The organism is Nocardioides candidus (assembly GCF_041321175.1).
Lineage (GTDB): Bacteria > Actinomycetota > Actinomycetes > Propionibacteriales > Nocardioidaceae > Nocardioides.
The window spans coordinates 777,461-793,804 of the sequence record NZ_JBGGWC010000002.1 but is presented as its reverse complement, the minus strand read 5'-3'; the positions used below and the strand labels follow the sequence as shown (position 1 = coordinate 793,804).

Annotated in this window: 17 protein-coding genes; 9 read left to right on the top strand and 8 right to left on the bottom strand. The window is 70.6% G+C overall.

From position 1 onward, the window contains the following. Positions 1 to 9: 9 nt before the first annotated feature. Genes ACAX67_RS13545 through ACAX67_RS13530 form a run of 4 tightly spaced genes read right to left on the bottom strand, consistent with a single transcriptional unit; the run spans position 10 to position 3,289 of the window. Complete coding sequence (locus ACAX67_RS13545) at positions 10 to 672, bottom strand: acyltransferase (RefSeq protein WP_370704375.1); 663 nt, start codon at positions 670 to 672, stop codon at positions 10 to 12. 9 nt (positions 673 to 681) lie between these two features. Continuing rightward, the gene (locus ACAX67_RS13540; protein ID WP_370704374.1) at positions 682 to 1,587 is read right to left on the bottom strand and encodes a class I SAM-dependent methyltransferase; all 906 of its coding nucleotides are present in this window, start codon (positions 1,585 to 1,587) and stop codon (positions 682 to 684) included. After that, the gene (locus tag ACAX67_RS13535; RefSeq protein ID WP_370704373.1) at positions 1,584 to 2,363 is read right to left on the bottom strand and encodes a hypothetical protein; all 780 of its coding nucleotides are present in this window, start codon (positions 2,361 to 2,363) and stop codon (positions 1,584 to 1,586) included. The genes ACAX67_RS13540 and ACAX67_RS13535 overlap by 4 nt, the downstream gene beginning before the upstream one ends. Further along, entirely contained in the window at positions 2,363 to 3,289 is a 927-nt protein-coding gene (locus ACAX67_RS13530; protein ID WP_370704372.1) for a hypothetical protein, read from the bottom strand. Before ACAX67_RS13530 ends, ACAX67_RS13535 begins: the two co-directional genes overlap by 1 nt. 106 nt (positions 3,290 to 3,395) lie before the next feature. Between ACAX67_RS13530 and ACAX67_RS13525 the strand changes: the two genes are divergently transcribed. Together ACAX67_RS13525 and ACAX67_RS13520 are read left to right on the top strand one after the other, a co-directional pair. Further along, positions 3,396 to 4,790 (top strand): MATE family efflux transporter, encoded by a 1,395-nt coding sequence (locus ACAX67_RS13525; protein WP_370704371.1) that lies wholly within the window; start codon positions 3,396 to 3,398, stop codon positions 4,788 to 4,790. A gap of 61 nt (positions 4,791 to 4,851) precedes the next feature. Next, complete coding sequence (locus ACAX67_RS13520) at positions 4,852 to 5,487, top strand: CatB-related O-acetyltransferase (protein WP_370704370.1); 636 nt, start codon at positions 4,852 to 4,854, stop codon at positions 5,485 to 5,487. Here the strand turns inward: ACAX67_RS13520 and ACAX67_RS13515 are convergent. Beyond that, entirely contained in the window at positions 5,484 to 6,350 is an 867-nt protein-coding gene (locus ACAX67_RS13515) for a sulfotransferase domain-containing protein (RefSeq protein ID WP_370704369.1), read from the bottom strand. The genes ACAX67_RS13520 and ACAX67_RS13515 overlap by 4 nt on opposite strands. Further along, positions 6,347 to 7,423, bottom strand: coding sequence for a class I SAM-dependent methyltransferase (locus ACAX67_RS13510; protein WP_370704368.1), 1,077 nt, complete (start codon positions 7,421 to 7,423; stop codon positions 6,347 to 6,349). Before ACAX67_RS13510 ends, ACAX67_RS13515 begins: the two co-directional genes overlap by 4 nt. A gap of 86 nt (positions 7,424 to 7,509) precedes the next feature. Between ACAX67_RS13510 and ACAX67_RS13505 the strand changes: the two genes are divergently transcribed. The 3 genes from ACAX67_RS13505 to ACAX67_RS13495 are packed head-to-tail and all read left to right on the top strand — an operon-like array spanning position 7,510 to position 10,750. After that, on the top strand, positions 7,510 to 8,529 hold the full coding sequence (locus ACAX67_RS13505; protein WP_370704367.1) for a glycosyltransferase family protein: 1,020 nt from the start codon (positions 7,510 to 7,512) through the stop codon (positions 8,527 to 8,529). A 2-nt stretch (positions 8,530 to 8,531) separates the two neighbouring features. Next, the gene (locus ACAX67_RS13500; RefSeq protein WP_370704366.1) at positions 8,532 to 9,551 is read left to right on the top strand and encodes a glycosyltransferase family protein; all 1,020 of its coding nucleotides are present in this window, start codon (positions 8,532 to 8,534) and stop codon (positions 9,549 to 9,551) included. Continuing rightward, positions 9,548 to 10,750, top strand: a complete 1,203-nt coding sequence (locus tag ACAX67_RS13495) for a glycosyltransferase family 61 protein (protein ID WP_370704365.1) — start codon at positions 9,548 to 9,550, stop codon at positions 10,748 to 10,750. Before ACAX67_RS13500 ends, ACAX67_RS13495 begins: the two co-directional genes overlap by 4 nt. Before the next feature lies 1 nt (position 10,751). On the opposite strand, the gene ACAX67_RS13490 is transcribed toward ACAX67_RS13495, so the two are convergent. Next, positions 10,752 to 11,333, bottom strand: coding sequence for a serine O-acetyltransferase (locus ACAX67_RS13490; RefSeq protein ID WP_370704364.1), 582 nt, complete (start codon positions 11,331 to 11,333; stop codon positions 10,752 to 10,754). 14 nt (positions 11,334 to 11,347) lie between these two features. Continuing rightward, the gene (locus ACAX67_RS13485) at positions 11,348 to 12,841 is read right to left on the bottom strand and encodes a tyrosine-protein kinase domain-containing protein (protein ID WP_370704363.1); all 1,494 of its coding nucleotides are present in this window, start codon (positions 12,839 to 12,841) and stop codon (positions 11,348 to 11,350) included. A gap of 173 nt (positions 12,842 to 13,014) precedes the next feature. Here ACAX67_RS13485 and ACAX67_RS13480 point away from each other — a divergent pair, with 173 nt between their 5' ends. The 4 genes from ACAX67_RS13480 (at position 13,015) to ACAX67_RS13465 (ending at position 16,339) form a co-directional block, all read left to right on the top strand. Next, positions 13,015 to 14,835, top strand: a complete 1,821-nt coding sequence (locus ACAX67_RS13480; protein ID WP_370704547.1) for a DUF4012 domain-containing protein — start codon at positions 13,015 to 13,017, stop codon at positions 14,833 to 14,835. Positions 14,836 to 14,863: 28 nt separating this feature from the next. Continuing rightward, entirely contained in the window at positions 14,864 to 15,010 is a 147-nt protein-coding gene (locus tag ACAX67_RS13475) for a putative leader peptide (protein ID WP_370704362.1), read from the top strand. Between the two features lie 170 nt (positions 15,011 to 15,180). Further along, entirely contained in the window at positions 15,181 to 16,041 is an 861-nt protein-coding gene (locus ACAX67_RS13470) for a sulfurtransferase (protein WP_370704361.1), read from the top strand. 1 nt (position 16,042) lies between these two features. Next, positions 16,043 to 16,339, top strand: a complete 297-nt coding sequence (locus ACAX67_RS13465; RefSeq protein ID WP_370704360.1) for a DUF1416 domain-containing protein — start codon at positions 16,043 to 16,045, stop codon at positions 16,337 to 16,339. Positions 16,340 to 16,344: the final 5 nt, after the last annotated feature.

The window sequence follows — 16,344 nt, the reverse complement described above, 5'->3', positions numbered from 1 at the left end:
CCCGCGGCGTTACCCCTGATAGCGGTGACGGTCGTAGAGCGAGGCCTCGATCTCGATCGGGGCGAGCCGGCGGGCGGGGACGCCGCCGTGCAGGTGCGCGGCGGCGACCTGCTGCCGGGTCCACGCGGTGGAGCCCGCGGCGAGCAGCGCGCCCTCGCCGATCGTGACGCCGGGCAGCACGGTGCAGTTGGTGGCGATCGCGGCCGCCTTCTCCAGGGTCACGGGCTCGAGGATGAGCCCGCCGTTCTGCGGGTCGAACGCGTGGGTGAGCACGGTGCTGCGGATGCCGGTGATCCAGGAGTGGTCCTCCATGATCACGCCACCACCGCAGTCGACGTAGTGCATCGAGATGATGTGCGCGTGCTCGCCCATGCGGAGCGTGCGCAGCGCGCCGTGGTCGACGGCGCCGGGCTCGAAGCCGGAGCCGCCGAGGAACCAGTTGAACATCACGATCCGCGAGCCCTTGCCGATCTTGACCAGCTTCAGGTAGCGGAACGCGTTGAAGTTGCCGATCTGCACGCCCTCGTCGATCTCGAACCGCTCGACGGCCTGCACCCAGCAGATGCCGATGCGCGCGGTCGGGTGGATCCGGTGCCCGAGCCGGTTCAAGATCTTGATCTTGAGACCGCTCGCGGGCAGCAGGAAGACGAGCATCATCAGGCGCTGGCGCACGGGGGGAACCTATCTCGCGGTTGCTTGCTGCGGTTTGCGTGCTTGCACGTCGAGCGTGATCCGCGGGACTGCCCCGCTGGCGATCGCCTTGTCCATGGCCCATGACACCGGCTTCAGCGACCACGACGGTGCGCGCAGGGAGTGGAGGTAGGCCTCCGACGACATGGGGTAGCGGATCTGGGGATCGACCCGGACGTCGACGAATCCGACCCGCTCGAGCAGCGTGGTGATGCTCTGCTTCGTGTGCAGGATCCGGTGGTGGCCGGCGAGCCGCCGGTCCGAGATCCGGGCCACCCGGCCACCGCTGGCGACGCGCGCGCCGTAGGACATCCGGTCCGCGATCGTGTTGTGCGGCGTCTGCAGGAAGAGCAGCCCGCCGGGCGCGAGCATCTGGTGGACGTCGCGCATCATCCGCTCGCCGTCGCGGACGTGGGCGAGCACGCACCACATCGTCACGACGTCGAAGACGTCCTCGTGGTCCTGCTCGGAGAGGTCGCCCAGGTCGAGGTCGACCCCGCTCAGCTCGCGCGCGACGGCGATCGCGCCCTCGAGGATGTCGTTGCCGCCGACGACGAAGCCGTACTCGTCACGGGCGACGGCGAGGAACTCGCCGCCACCGGCGCCGACGTCGTAGAGCTTCGGCTTCTCGATGTCGGCGACCTCCTCGGCCAGCCACGCGAGCTTCTCCCGCCAGACCGCGGGGCCGATGCCCTCCCGCTTCTTCTCGACCCAGTCGGCGACGTACTCCACCGACACCTCGTCGGTCGAGACGACCTCGGTCGGTGCCGTGGTCTCCTCGACGAGGAACTGCGCGCGGCACTCGCCGCAGCGCGCCACCACGGAGGCCGTACGGCGACTGGCCGGTCCGACGTGGACCGAGCTCGACCCGCAGGCCGGGCACGTCACGCCGGTCATCGGCCGGCGTCCGCTGCGGCCAGCACGCGATCGATCTCCCGGCGTACGACGGCGCGCCCCTCGTCGTTGGTGTGGAGGCCGTCGTAGGTGTAGCGCCACTGCCAGATGCCGTGCTCGTCGGAGAACTCGTCGATGCAGTCGACGAGCAGGATCTCCGGTCCGTCATCGGTCATCGACGCCACGGCCTTGTGCATCGCGTCCCGCATCAGGTGCAGCGCCTGGGTGCGCTCCTCGAGCGTCCCGACGACCGGGAAGCCGGTCTGCTCCTCGGCCACGTCGCTCTCCGGCGGCGGCACGTAGACCAGTGCGCGGTCGCTGCCGGTCGCGCGCGCGGCCTCGCGGATCTTCTCCAGGTAGAGCGGCACGAAGTCGAAGGTGCCGGGCTCGTGCATCCGCGGCACCAGGTGGCAACGCACGTCGATCTCGCCGAAGCTGTAGATCCACAGGACGTCCTTGGCGTGCTTCGTGCGACCGACGAGGCGGAAGATCCGCAGGACGGCCGGCGGCAGGCCCTGCCGGGCGATCGAGAACTGCAGGCGCGGCCCGAGGTGGCAGACCCACCGGCCGTCCTCGATGTGGCGCAGCGGCTTCCCGAGCTCGCGGGCCGGGGTGAGGGCGGCGTGGGAGTCGCCCACCCAGATCTCCTTGAGCTGACCGCGCCAGGCGGCCAAGAACAGCTGCAGGGAGTAGATCGTGAACTGGGTCTTGGCGCGGGTGACCCGGACGAGGTGACGGGTCCGGTGCAGCGGGATCCGGTGCGGGTCCTTCGCGGCCATCAGTCGGTGCCTCCGGGCAGGCAGGCAGCGGCGACGGTCGTCGTCGTGCCGGTGCTGACGTCGAGGACCGCGAGGTCGCCGATCAGCCGCAGCCGGTCCTCGACGCTGCGCATCCGCGACATGGTGCCGTCGGGGTTGCGGGAGGTGAGGAACCGGCTCGCCCGGTAGCCCTCCTCCGAGGTCAGGCTCGGCAGGTCGCCCGCGATGTCGTCGCGGACGAAGAACGAGTTGGCGCCGTTGCTCGAGCAGCCGACGAACCGGTAGCCGCGCTCGCCGGCCAGGTGCACGAACGCGCCGAGCGAGGCACCGAAGTAGAGCTGGGAGTAGTGGGCCTCGCTGTTGACGAAGGACGGGTCGTAGGGCACCGAGATCGTCGCGGTCGGGCCGAAGAGCGCGTTGTACTCCATCACCACGATCGCCGGGTTGACCACCTCGACGGCCTTCCAGAGGTGGTAGTCGTTGCCGTCGACGTCGATCGACAGCACGCCGATGTCGCCCTCGAAGCCGTTGTCCTTGATCAGGGAGTTGATGTTCTCCCGCGTGACGAAGGCGCTCACCGGCTCGACGTCGTGGCGCCAGCTCATGCCGGTGCCGAGCACGAACTTCACGTGCGCCTCGCCGCCGTCGATCACGAGGCCGCGCCAGTTGTTGTTCTGCACGAGGAAGCGGGTGTTGGACTCGCGGTAGTCGCCGGTGCCGATCTCCACGAACGAGTCGGGATGCCGGCCGATGCTGCGGATCAGGTACTGCAGGATCCCGTCCTCACCGAACTGCGAGAAGACCTTGAACTCGATGTCGTCGAGCCTGTCGGGCTTGGTGTTCGACGCGAGCACGTGGCTCTCGAGGCGGCCGATCGCGAGCAGCAGCTCGTCGTGCTGGGCGCGCAGGCGCTGCACGATCTGGCGCGCCACGGGCGCAGAGGCCACGCGGCGGAGCGAGCGATAGGCAAGAGCGGACGGCACGGGGAACCTCCACGCAGGATTCTTGGATGACCACCGGACGATAGCCGACCCGTCTGGGAGGATTCAGGGCATGGTGGAAACCGGACAGGTCGCGGCGGCCGAGACCGACGGGCCGGTCGGCAACACCAGCGACGCGGCCGGGGCCCGGCGGCGGATGAGCGCCGTCACCATCGACAACATCATCTTCAGCGTCGCGAGCCTCGTCGTCTTCATCTGGTCCGCCCACGTGCTCGACCCGGCCGACTTCGGCCGCTTCGCCCTGGTGCTCCTCGTCTTCGTGTTCGTCCAGGGCAGCCTGGTCCGCTCGCTCGTCTCGTGGACCGTGATGGTGCACCCGGAGGACGCCGACACCCGGCCACGCGCCGTGCTCGGCAGCGCGCTCCTGCTGGCGGTCGGCGCCGCCGTGCTCATCGCCGCCGCGGGTGGGGTGATGCTGCTCGGTGACAGCGGGCTCGGCTCGTCGCTCGTCGTCGTCGGCGCCCTGATGCCACTTCTCGCCGTGCAGGAGGTCGGCCGGTTCGTCTCCTTCGCCCAGGGCCGTCCGTCCCGCGCGATCGTGCTCGACACGCTCTGGCTGGTGCTGACCGTCGTGGCGTTGCTGGCCATCCCGCTCTTCCACGAGATGACCCTGATGTGGATGGTGATCGGCTGGGGCGGCACGGGCGCGATCTCCGGGATCTGGGTCTTCGTGCAGCAGGGCCTCCCGCGCGGGCACGACATCTCGCTCACGTGGCTCAAGGAGCGCTGGGACTTCTCCTGGCGCTCCCTCGTCGCCGCCAGCTCCAGTGCCACGGTCGCCCTCATCGGCGCGGGCCTGGTCGCGGTCGTCAGCGGTCCGCTCGCCGTGGCCGCGGTCCGCGCCGCCCTGCTCCTCGAGCGGCCCAGCACGACCGTGCAGATGGCGGTGGCCACCTCGGCCGGCGCCGACATCGCCCGCGAGCGCCCCGACAACGCCGGGCTGCTCGCGCACCAGCGCCGGGCGATGCTCGTCTCCATCGTGGTCGCGCTGCTCAACTTCGCGGTGCTCTTCGTCATCCCCGACTCCGTCGGCAAGCTGATCCTCGGCGACGTCTGGCACCTGGTCACGCCCCTGCTCCTCGTCATCGGGCTGCGCGTGCTCGCGATGGCGGGGCAGAGCGGGGTGCGCGCTGCGCTCATGGGGCGTCGCCAGATCAGCCAGGTCATGAAGATCGACATCGCGGGCACGGTCCTGTCGATCATCGGCTTCGTCATCGGCGCCTACCTCGGCGACGCCGAGGGCGCCTACTGGGGATCCCTGGTGGGTCTCAGCCTCACCGTCGCCGGCTGGTGGTGGGCACTGCTCAGCCACCTGCGCAGCGACTTCACCTGGCCTGAGGTCGACCGTGACACCGAGCACGAGGCCGAGGTGATCGAGGGCATCGAGGCGATCGAGGCCCTGGAGAACGCGCCCGTGCTGGCGCCCGGACGGCACAAGCGGACCTGAGCCCGGTGAAACGCCCACGGACCTGCGGGGCGCGCCTGGCCCAGGCACTAACGTGACGCGCGTGGGTTTCCTCCGGCTGCTGCTCGCGCCCCTGCTGCGGGCGATCCGCCGACTCCCCGTGGTCGTGCGGCAACGACTCCAGTGGGCCCGGGACGAGGTCGACGTCGCACCCGGGACGTTCGTGTCGCGGGGCGCGGTGCTCGGCAGGCGGGTCCGCGTCACCGTCCCGGCCTACATCGACCCCTGCGAGATCGGGCCCTACTCGATCATCGGCCGGGTGGTCATCCGCGCGTCCAACCACCACACCGAGTACCTCAACATCCAGGAGATGGCCCAACGCAGGATCATCGGCGGAAGGTCGATGCTCAAGCCGATGCAGCGGCCCATCAGGATCGGCGCGGCCTGCTGGGTCGGCGACAACATCACGATCCTCGAGGGCGTGGAGATCGGCAACGGGGCGATCGTGGGAGCGGGCGCGGTCGTGACGAAGTCGGTCCCGGCCTACGCGATCGCGGTGGGCAACCCGGCCAGGGTGATCCGCTACCGCTACCCGGACGAGGTCATCGAGCTGATCGCGCCGGTCGAGTGGTGGACCTGGAGCGACGAGAAGCTGCGCGCCAACAAGGACCTCTTCGAGCTCGACCTGACCACGGTCGACCCGGCCGTGCTGAGGGAGCGGCTCTCCCGGCTGGGCTAGAGCGCGCGGTACCAGTCCCTGTCGGTCTCGTAGCCGAAGTCGACCAGGGCGTCACCGGCGTAGGCGTCGAACACCTCGCCGGCCTCGCGGGTGAAGTGGTTGCGCCAGTCGCCCGACGACCCCTTGCGCCGGAAGCTGCCGCGGTCCTCCTGGCCGGACCTGCGGCCGGCGGACCGGGAGAAGTCGTGCCGTCGTACGGCGAGCTCCACCATCTCCTGCTCCGGCGCGGCGCCCGCAGCGGCCAGTGCCTTCATCATCTCCGCGACCGGGTCGTCGAGCAGCCCCTCGAAGGACACGTGACCCACCCCGGGACGGTCCCACCAGTCGCGCACGTGGACGTGCCACGGCGTGCCGACGGTCGTGGGTGACACGGTCATCTGGTAGTCGATGAACTTCGGCAGGTTGCCCTGCACGTCGGCCGGGTCGAAGGACGAGCCGTAGAGCCCGTCGAAGATCTCGGCGATCCCCTTGGAGAAGCGCGGGTTCTTGTTCAGCTGCAGCGCGCGGGTCCAGTAGAAGTAGAACGACGTCATCACGTCGCGCCCGTCGCGCCGGATGTAGATCGCCTGCGGCATCCGCTCGTCGTAGAGGTAGTGCGAGTGCACCACCGCCTTGAACATCAGCGGCAGCTGATAGTCCACGGGCACCGGCAGCCCGAGCGAGGTGCCCATCAGCTCGCACAGCCAGTTGGTGCCGGACTTGGGGAAGCCGCACCCCACCCACATGCCCAGGCTCCGGCCGCGCCGCTTCAGGATCTGGTGCGTCGTGGCCGCGGAGAAGCGCCGCAGCTTCTCCTCGGCCCAGAGCGTCCTGGGGGAGCGGTCGTCGTCGCCGACGATCCGTGAGCCCGGGGCACCGGTCACTGAGACGCGTCCGCCCGCCGGAAGAGGAAGTGGGTGTCGTGCAGGTCGATGAGCGCGCGCAGCTCGTCGTTCTCGTAGACCGGGCGCTCGTCGACCTGCTCGTAGCCGGCGGCCTTCACCAGGTGGGAGAAGTCCTGCATGGTGCCGTCGAGCTCGGTGCTCAGCAGCTGGTGCGGGGTGTTCGGCACGATGTAGAGCCACTCGATGTTGCGCTCGGCGATCCGGTCGAGCCACCAGCCGATGGCCTCCATCGAGCACTCGGAGAAGGAGTGGATGTTGACCGCGATGTCGTACTCGTCGGCGAGCGTCTCGTAGTCGGGCAACGGAACGGCGCGGACGAACTCGGGGACCTCGCGGAACTTCAGGTAGTAGTCGCAGAGGAACGTGGAGGTCGCGACCCCGTCGATGCAGTCGTAGCGGGCCAGGTTGGGCAGGCCGGCGGAGACGCGGTGCGCCATCCGGCCGTAGCCGGCACCGATGTCGAGGACGCGCAGTCCCTCGATGCTGCTCAGCCCCATCTGGGCATCGAGGTAGCTGATCTCGTTGACGCTGTCGAGCAGGTCGCGACTCACCGGCGGACGGTTGCCGTAGGTGAAGGTCCAGGCACCGAACGTGCCGTCCTCCTCGAGCCGCTTGAGCAGGCCGAGGCGGTCGCGCGACTCGACGTCGAGGAGAGTGAGGTACATCCGCGCCTCGGCGGCGTTGCGCAGCTGGCGGAACTGCCAGACGTAGGCGTTGTCGCCGCGGAACCAGGCGAGCGAGAGGTTGCGCTTGAGGAAGCTCTGCCGCCACTGCGTGTGCGCGGTCGCCGCCACGTCGAGGCTGTCGTACGCCGACTGGAGCGCCACGAGCTGCGGGTTGTCCATCCGCAGGGTCTGCTCCGCGCCCGCGGGCAGCGGGACGGCGTCGTTGTGGGAGACGCGGGCGTAGCGGCGTGCCTCGTCGTCCATCTTGGTCACGAGGTAGCCGCCGCGGGCCGCGACGGTCTTCGCCTGGCGCTTCGCCCACGAGGCGACGAGCGACGGGTTGGCGCGCTTCACTTTGGCGATGAACTGGCTGTCAGATGGGGGCACAGTGGGCAACCCTAAGACAGGACGCCGGGTCTGGTGGAATGTTCCACGCCATGACCGGATGAGCTGATCGAAAGGCTGCCGCTTCCGTGCTCCCGACCCCTGTCGTGCTGATCGCGTTCAACCGACCGCATCTCGCGCGCCGCACCCTCGCCGCGATCCGCGAGACGGCCCCCGAGCGTGTCTTCCTGATCGCCGACGGCCCGCGCCCCGACCGGCCCGACGACGCCGCCCTGTGCGCCGAGACGCGCGCGGTCTTCGAGGAGATCGACTGGCCCTGCCAGGTCGAGCGGAAGTTCTCCGACGTCAACCTCGGCGTGGAGGGCAACGTGGAGCTCGGGCTCGACTGGGTCTTCTCCCAGGTGCCCGAGGCGATGGTCTTCGAGGACGACTGCACCCCCGACCCCACGTTCTTCCGCTACGCGGAGGCGCTGCTCGCGCGCTACCGCGACGACGAGCGGGTCTGGCAGGTCGCGGGCAACCGCCACGGAGTGCCGACGAGGCTCTACAAGGGCCACAGCTATGCGTTCACCTCGTGGGCCAGCGTGTGGGGCTGGGCCACCTGGGCCGACCGGTGGCAGGCCCACCGTGCGATCTTCACGCGCGACCACGTGCGGCGCTCGGAGACCGACGCGGGGGACGCGCCCGTCCGCACCCGCAGGGCGGTCCCCGCCCCGGGCGCCCTCGTCACCCGGGCCGGCCAGCGGCACTTCGCCGAGGCGGCCGACTCGACCGACGTCGTGACCCACGGCTGGGACAAGCACTGGTGGCTCACGATCATGAGCGAGGGCGGCCTGTGCATCGCGCCCGCCGGCAACCTCGTCGTCAACGGCGGCTTCGGGGCCGACGCCACGCACGGCTACTCGCCGGGCCGCGAGGACGACCCGGCGGAGCCGATGGGCTTCCCGCTGCGGCACCCCCCGCAGGTCGCGCTCGACCCCGACGTCGAGCGTGAGCTCGAGCTGCACCTCAACCGCGTCGGCGGTCCCGCGGCCCGCCTGGGTCGCAGGCTGATCAAGTCCCCTAGACTGCGCCGCGCCGCTCGGGCGGCGGTCAACAGTCGTCCCGCGAAGAGCGCCGCGCGGGTCGCCTCCCGGATGAGGAGCTGAGCGTGCAGACACCGGTGGTCCTGATCGTCTTCCGGCGACCGGACGTCACGCGACGCAACCTCGACGTGCTGCGCCAGGTGCGACCCGAGCAGCTCTTCGTCGTCGCCGACGGTCCGCGCCCCGACCGCCCCGACGAGGCGGCGAGCTGCGCCGCCGTGCGGGAGCTGATCGACGAGATCGACTGGCCGTGCAAGGTCGAGCGCAAGCTCGCCGAGCGCAACCTGGGGCTCGAGGCCAACGTCGAGCTCGGCCTCGACTGGGTCTTCTCCCAGGTCGACCGCGCGATCGTGCTCGAGGACGACTGCATCCCCGACCCGAGCTTCTTCAGCTACGCCGAGGAGCTGCTGACCCGCTACGCCGACGAGAAGCGGGTCTGGCAGATCGGCGGCGACACCCACCTGGTGCCGAAGGAGATGTTCCACGGCTACAGCTACGGGTTCTCGACCTGGGCGAGCGTCTGGGGCTGGGCCACCTGGGCCGACCGCTGGCAGGACCACCGCGCCGAGTTCGACCGCGACCACGCGGGCGCGGAGGAGCGCGTGGACCAGGTCCCCCGCACGGCCGACGCCCACCGCACCCACGTCGCCGTACCCCATCCGGACGCCCTCGTCACCGAGGCCGCGCGCAAGCACTTCACCTTCGTCTCGACCGAGACCGACGGCGACCGCTACGGCTGGGACCACCACTGGTGGGTCACGATCATGTCCCGCCAGGGGCTCTCGATCATGCCGTGCGTCAACCTCGTCGAGCACGACGGCTACGGCGAGGGCGCCACGCACACCCGCGCCGCGAAGGACCCGGTGCCGGCCGACTCCCTCGACCTCCCGCTGCGGCACCCGCCCGTCGTCGAGCTCAACGTCGACGCCGAGCGCGAGCTCGAGCTGGTGCTGCTGCGCACCGACGGCCGGCTCTCCCGGTTGGCCCGCAAGCTGATCCGTCCACTCTGGATGCGGGCTCTGGTGCGCAGGGTCCTCGAGGTGCCGGTGGTGTGGAGGGTCGTACGACGACTGGTCGGCCAGTGAGCCGGCTGCCCGCCCGGCTCCAGCCCGCCTGGCCGCTGCTGAAGCGGGTGCACCGGTTGCTGTCCGTGCTCGCGGGGGTCGTCTACCGCCCGTTCGGCCGGTTCCTCGGCGTCCGCGGCCTGCCGCGCACGGCGACCACGTCGTCGGCGGCGACCGTCGAGCGCGACCCCGACGTCACGCTGCACCCCGGCGGACCGGCCGAGATCCTCGACCGCGGCCCGGCGCAGGGCTCCCCGCCCGCGCACTGGGTCTTCGAGCGGGGGCGGCACGCCGAGATCCCGGCGCGCTACGTGCTCGACATCCGCGACGGCCGGCTGGTCGGCGACTTCGGCGCCTCGGTCACGCCCGGCGGGATCCTCGACTACCAGACCTCCGGCTACTTCGGCCTCCAGGGCTGGCGCGAGCACCCGGTCTTCCTGCATCCCCGGCTGCCGCAGGTCGAGCAGCACGACGGCACGCTGCTGAGCCTCGCCGCGCGGGGCACGGCCGGCAACTACTACCACTTCCTCTACGACGCGGTCGCGCGCTACGGCGTCTTCGAGGAGGCGATGCCGGGGGAGCGGGTCGACGCCGTCGTCGTACCCCACGCCTCGGGCTACCAGAAGCAGATCCTCGAGCTCGCCGGCATCCCCGGGCCCTACGTCCAGCCGCGCGCCGACCGCACGATCCGCGCCGACCGGCTGCTCGTGCCGAGCACGCCCAACCAGGACCTCGACGCCCCGCGCTCGGCGACGGAGTGGCTGCGGAAGCGGCTGCCCCCGAGCGGGGCCACGGGCACGCCGACGCGGCTGTACCTCTCGCGCGGGCAGCTGCCCGGTGCGCGCCGCTACCTCCAGGAGGCAGACCTGTGGCCGCGCCTGGAGGCGCAGGGGTTCGTCATGCTCGACCCCGGCACGCTGAGCGTGCAGGAGCAGATCGACGTGTTCCACGGCGCCGAGGTGATCGTCGCGCCGCACGGCGCGGCACTGACCAACCTCACCTGGAGCCGGCCGGGCGTGCGCGTGCTGGAGATGTTCGCCGGCACCTACGTGCACCTGGGCCTGTGGACGATCGCCGAGGCCATCGGGGGCATCCACTACCGCTACCTCGTCGGTACCGGCACCCTCCCCGAGGGCAGGGAGCCCACGGGCATCGTCGACGACATCGACATCCCCGCCGACGTGGTGCTCGCCGAGCTGGACCTGCTGCTCGCCCAGTAGGTCACTCGGTGATCGCGGTCGCCCTGCTCGGGTCGTCCTCGAAGGGCACCAGCCGGCGCACGACCTTCGCGGGGGAGCCGATGACGACGACGTCGTCCGGCACGTCCCCGCGTACGACGGAGTTGGCGCCCACCACCGATCCATGGCCGATCCGCACCGACCCGAGCACGACGGCGTGCGCGCCGATGGTGACGTGGTCGCCGAGCACGGGGAACCCGTAGTCGCCGGAGCTGCCGCGGCCCGGCTCGCCCAGCACGACGCCGGGGTTGAGGCGGCAGTCGACGCCCGTGACGACCCCGGGGCCGACCACGATGCCGTTGGAGTGGACCAGCGCGAAGCCGGGGCCCAGCGTCGCGTCGGGGTGGATCTCCGCGCCCGACCAGACCAGGCCGATCGAGCGGAGCACGAAGGCCAGCGGGCGCAGGGGCGTGCGCGCGAGCGCCGAGGCGATCCGGTGCAGCACCACGACCTGCACCTGCGGCGTCACCACGGCCTTGCCGATCACCCAGGCCCAGAACCCGAGCCCGGTGCGCTTGGTGTGGTCCACGTTGGCCCGGAGGTCGGCCTCGATGGTGCTGAGCATGTCAGGGCCTGCTCTCAGGCAGGGGGTGCCTTGTGGCTGCCGTTGTCGTCATCGGGCGGCGTGTCCTTGGCCGCCTTCGGCGGCGCGATGGCCTTGCGGCTGCCCTTGCCCTTCGTCGGGGTCGCGCGGCGGCTCTTGGCGCTGCCGCCGTCGCGCACCGGCGAGGTCTCCTCGTAGTAGTAGTAGTAATAGGAGCCGATGGCGCGCTTGGCGACCATGTTGACCACGACGCCGTAGAGCCGGCCGCCGACCTGCGTGAGCCGGTTGACCGCCTCGGTGATCTGGTCGCGGGTCGTCTGACCGTGGCGGACCACGAGGATCGAGCCGTCGGCCAGCGTCGACAGCACGGAGGCGTCGGCGACGGGCAGCAGCGGCGGCGCGTCGATGATGATCATGTCGTAGGACTGACGCAGCCGGCGGATCAGGTCGTGGGTCACCCGCGACTGCAGGATCTCGGTCGGGTTCGGCGGCTTGGCGCCGGACGCGAGGACGTGCAGGCCGCTGGGCTCGTGGACCTGGATGGCGTCCTCGATCTCGGCCTTGCCGACGAGAGCGGTGGTGAGACCGATGGCCGGGTCGACACCCAGGGTGCTCGCGACCCGCGGGCGGCGGAGGTCGGCGTCGATGACGAGGACCGTGCGACCGGTCTGCGCGAGGGCGACGGCCAGGTTGGTCGACGTCATCGTCTTGCCCTCACCGGGCACGGCGCTGGTCACGACGAGCACGCGGGCGCGCTGGTCGATGTCGATGAACTGCAGGTTGGTGCGCAGCAGTCGGAACGCCTCGGTGCGCGCGGCGAACGCGCCCAGGTCGGTGAGCAGCGGCGCCGAGCGGATCTCGTTGTCGAAGCCGATGCTCGCCAGGACCGGCGCGTCGGTGACCTCGGCGATGTGGTCGGCCGTGCGGACCGTGCGGTCGAGCAGCTCGCGGGCGACCGCGAGGCCGACGCCGAGCAGCAGGCCGATCAGGCCTCCGGCGATCAGGTTGAGGAGCGTGTTGGGCTCGACCGGGCTGCCGTTGTACTCGGGCTGGTCGATGACGTTGAGGGCGATCTGCGACTCACGGCCCTCGCCGATGGTCTCGATCTCCTCGGCGTAGGACTTGAACTCCGTGGTGACCACGTCGGCGATGGTCTGCGCCTGGTGCGGGTCCTCGTCCTGCACGGTGATCGCGATGACGGAGGTCGACTCGACGACCTCGGTGGAGATCTCGTCGGAGAGCTCCTCGGCCGTCATGTCGAGGTCGAGCACCTTGATGACCCGCGAGGCGAGCTCGGTGCTCTTGGCGAGGTCGGCGTAGGACGTCACCCGGTTCTGGAGGAAGTAGGTGGCCTGCGAGGCCTCACCCGCCGTGCCGGCGTTGACCGACACGATGGTGCGGGAGGTCGACTCGTACTTCGGGGTGATCAGGTAGGAGATGGCGCCGGCGATCACGAGGGCGACCACGAAGACCGCGACGACGCTGCGCCAGCGACGGCGCAGCACCAGCAAGAACTGCTTGAAATCCACGGACCCTCATCTCAGGTGACCAGCTGCGTAGGCATGTGAAGAACGCCGTGACCCGGCTTTCGGTCACGCGAGCCCTCCCAACCGCAGGCATCCTACGAGATGGCACGCAAGGCAGTGACAAGACGCCGCACGTCGGCGCGTGGGTCGGTGGCATGCTGTGCCGCGTGTCTCCCATGGTCCGTCGTCGCCGGCGCCCGCACGGCTGGCGCGGAGCGGTCCGGTGGGTGCGGGAGAAGCGGTCCCGCATGGTCTGGTGCGGCGTTGCCGCCGTGGTCGCGCTGGTCGCGATCTGGACCGGCTGGACGGTGCTGTCCGCCGTACAGGCCCTGAAGGACGTGCAGCACGACGCCATGGTGCTGCGCTCGGAGCTGCAGCAGGGCAACGCCGACAAGGCGAAGCAGGCGCTGGCCGACTACCAGGACAGCACCGACCGGGCGCGCGGGCGCACCGACGGACCCACCTGGTGGGCGCTCGAGCACACGCCGTTCGTGGGTGACGACGCCGAGGCCGTGGCCACGGCCGCCGTCGTGCTCGACGACCTGGGCGACGACGGCATCCCGCAGCTGGTCGACGCCGCGGAGCTGGTCGCGGCGCGCTCGTTCAACCCGAAGGACCACCGCTTCCCGCTCGAGACGATCCAGGCGATCGGCAAGCCGGCGAGGGAGAGCGAGCGCGCCTTCGACGCCGCCGCCACCCGGTTGCAGAGCGTCGACTCCACGGGGCTCAGCGGCCCGCTGGGCGAGCGCTACGACGAGCTGAGCGGCCTCATCGTCGACGCCCGGGCCGCGCTGGGCTCGGCCTACCGCGCGGCCGACCTGATGCCGAGCCTGCTCGGCGCCGACGGACCGCGCGACCACCTGCTCGTCCTCGAGAACAACGCCGAGCTGCGCAGTCTCGGCGGCCTGGCCGGCTCGATCTCGATGATCCACGCCGACGACGGTGACGTCGACATCGTGAAGCAGGAGGGCACCTCGAAGTACGGCGCCCTGGAGCACCCCGTGATCAAGCTGACCAAGGGCGAGGACGCCGTCTTCGGCCCCACCCTCGGACAGTGGTTCATGAACGCGAGCATGACTCCCGACGCCGGGCGTGCGGCCGAGCTGGCCGCCGCGCGCTGGAAGAAGGAGGTCGGCGGCCCGGGCAGCGAGGTGGACGGCGTCTTCTTCGTCGACCCCGTCGCCGTGTCCTACCTGCTGACGGCGACCGGCCCGGTCGAGGTGCCCGGCTACGGCACGGTGTCCTCGGCCGACGTCGTGGCCAAGGTGGAGAACCAGATCTACCTCAACGCCCCCGACCGGGCGGCCCAGGAGGACTTCCAGAACGCGGTCGCGCGCGCCGTCTTCAACGCCTTCGCCGCCGGGCGGGGCGACCCGGTCACGGTGATCCGCCAGCTGGTCCGGGCCGTGGCCGAGGGCCGGATCCGGATGCACAGCTTCGTCGAGGACGACCAGGCCGACATCGCCGACACCGAGATCGCCGGCCAGCTCACGACCGGCGACCAGCGCACCCAGGTCGGCGTCTACGTCAACGACGCGCTCGAGTCGAAGATGACGTACTACCTCAAGTACGACGTCCAGGCCGTCGCGCGCAAGTGCACCGGCTACTCCCAGGAGGTCGCCGGCACGATCGAGCTGACCAACGCCGTGCCGGGCGGCTTCGAGGTGCCGCCCACCGTCTCCGGCCTGTTCCCCGGGGGCCGGTACTACCGGGAGATCGACCCTGGCCAGCAGCGCATCGCGATCTACGTGATGGGCCCGGAGGGCGGCAGGATCACCTCGCTCGGCCTCGACGGCCGCGAGTTCGACCCCGTCGCCACCGAGGACCTCGACGGGCGCGACGTGGCGCAGGTGATCACCGTGCTGGACCCCGGGGAGACCCAGCGGATCGACTTCGTCGTCACCTCGGCGCCGGGCGGCACCGGGCCGGTGGACCTCGACGTCACCCCGGGCGCGTTCCCCGGCTCGTCGGCAGGCACGCTGCGCAGCGCCTGCTGAGCCGGTCGGCGGCACCGTGTCTCGATAGATGGACACCCGTCTCGTCATCCGGGACGCGGATTGGGTCGCCCCGCCCGGCGCCCGTAGTGTGGTCGACATGTCGACGACCTGGCTGACCAAGCGACGCGCAGTGGACAACTGCCGCGTCAGCTCGGCGCTGTGTCGAATGCGCTGAGCGGGGTTCGATCCCGGCGGCGCCCGCCGCTCCGCTGACCCTCGGTGCAGCTCCTCTCCTCGGCCGTCGCGCCGACTGCGCCCCCGACTTCCCGCGTCGTGCCCCGTCAGCGCCCTCCAGCACCGTCTTGCCTGTCTCCTGCACCACCGATCACTCCAGAAGGAATCACCATGACCCGCGAGAACTCGCTCGTCTCCGCCCAGTGGGTGGAGGAGAACCTCGACAACCCGAAGGTGGTGCTCGTCGAGGTCGACGAGGACACCACCGCCTACGACAAGGGCCACATCAAGGGCGCCATCAAGCTCGACTGGACCACCGACCTGCAGGACCAGGTGCGTCGCGACTTCGTCAACAAGGCGCAGTTCGAGGAGCTCCTGTCCTCGCGCGGTGTCGCCAACGACGACACGGTCGTCCTCTACGGCGGCAACAACAACTGGTTCGCGGCCTACGCCTACTGGTACTTCAAGCTCTACGGCCACCAGGACGTGAAGCTGCTCGACGGTGGTCGCAAGAAGTGGGAGCTCGACTCCCGCGAGCTGGTCTCCGAGGTCCCGCAGCGCGAGGCGACGTCCTACACCGCGCAGGAGCAGGACCGCTCGATCCGCGCCTTCCGCGACGAGACCGTCGCCGCCATCGGCGTGCAGAACCTGGTCGACGTGCGTTCGCCCGACGAGTACGCCGGCCGCCTCCTGGCCCCGGCCCACCTCCCGCAGGAGCAGGCCCAGCGTGCCGGCCACGTGCCGACCTCGATCAACGTGCCGTGGAGCAAGGCTGCCAACGACGACGGCACCTTCAAGTCCGACGACGAGCTGCGTGAGATCTACGGCGAGGCCGGCCTCGACGACTCCAAGGACACCATCGCGCTGTGCCGCATCGGTGAGCGCTCCTCGCACACGTGGTTCGTGCTCAAGGAGCTGCTCGGCCACGCCAACGTGAAGAACTACGACGGCTCGTGGACCGAGTACGGCTCCCTCGTGGGCGTCCCGATCGCGCTCGGCGACGAGCCCGGCTCCGCCGACGGGAGCAACTGACATGTGCGGCGCGACCGCTGGCGGCCTGTCGCTCGACGGCGTCAACACCAAGATCGAGGCCATCGTCCAGGGCCAGGTCACCAAGGCCGGCACGCCGGTCAGCACCGGCTACGTCCGGCTGCTCGACCGCAGCGGCGAGTTCACCGCCGAGGTCCCGGTCTCCGCGACCGGCCACTTCCGGTTCTTCGCCGGCGACGGTGAGTGGACGCTCCGCACGCTCGTCCCGGGCGCCGACCCGATCGACCGCAAGGTGCAGGCTGCCGTCGGCAGCATCGCCGAGGTCGAGATCACGGTCTGATCGAC

Bases quoted from the DNA above. Each gene is read 5' to 3' on its own strand.
- ACAX67_RS13525 (WP_370704371.1), top strand. From the start codon at position 3,396: ATGGTGGAAACCGGACAGGTCGCGGCGGCCGAGACCGACGGGCCGGTC.
- ACAX67_RS13480 (WP_370704547.1), top strand. From the start codon at position 13,015: ATGGTCCGTCGTCGCCGGCGCCCGCACGGCTGGCGCGGAGCGGTCCGG.
- ACAX67_RS13540 (WP_370704374.1), bottom strand. From the start codon at position 1,587: ATGACCGGCGTGACGTGCCCGGCCTGCGGGTCGAGCTCGGTCCACGTC.
- ACAX67_RS13535 (WP_370704373.1), bottom strand. From the start codon at position 2,363: ATGGCCGCGAAGGACCCGCACCGGATCCCGCTGCACCGGACCCGTCAC.
- ACAX67_RS13465 (WP_370704360.1), top strand. From the start codon at position 16,043: ATGTGCGGCGCGACCGCTGGCGGCCTGTCGCTCGACGGCGTCAACACC.
- ACAX67_RS13475 (WP_370704362.1), top strand. From the start codon at position 14,864: ATGGACACCCGTCTCGTCATCCGGGACGCGGATTGGGTCGCCCCGCCC.
- ACAX67_RS13470 (WP_370704361.1), top strand. From the start codon at position 15,181: ATGACCCGCGAGAACTCGCTCGTCTCCGCCCAGTGGGTGGAGGAGAAC.
- ACAX67_RS13490 (WP_370704364.1), bottom strand. From the start codon at position 11,333: ATGCTCAGCACCATCGAGGCCGACCTCCGGGCCAACGTGGACCACACC.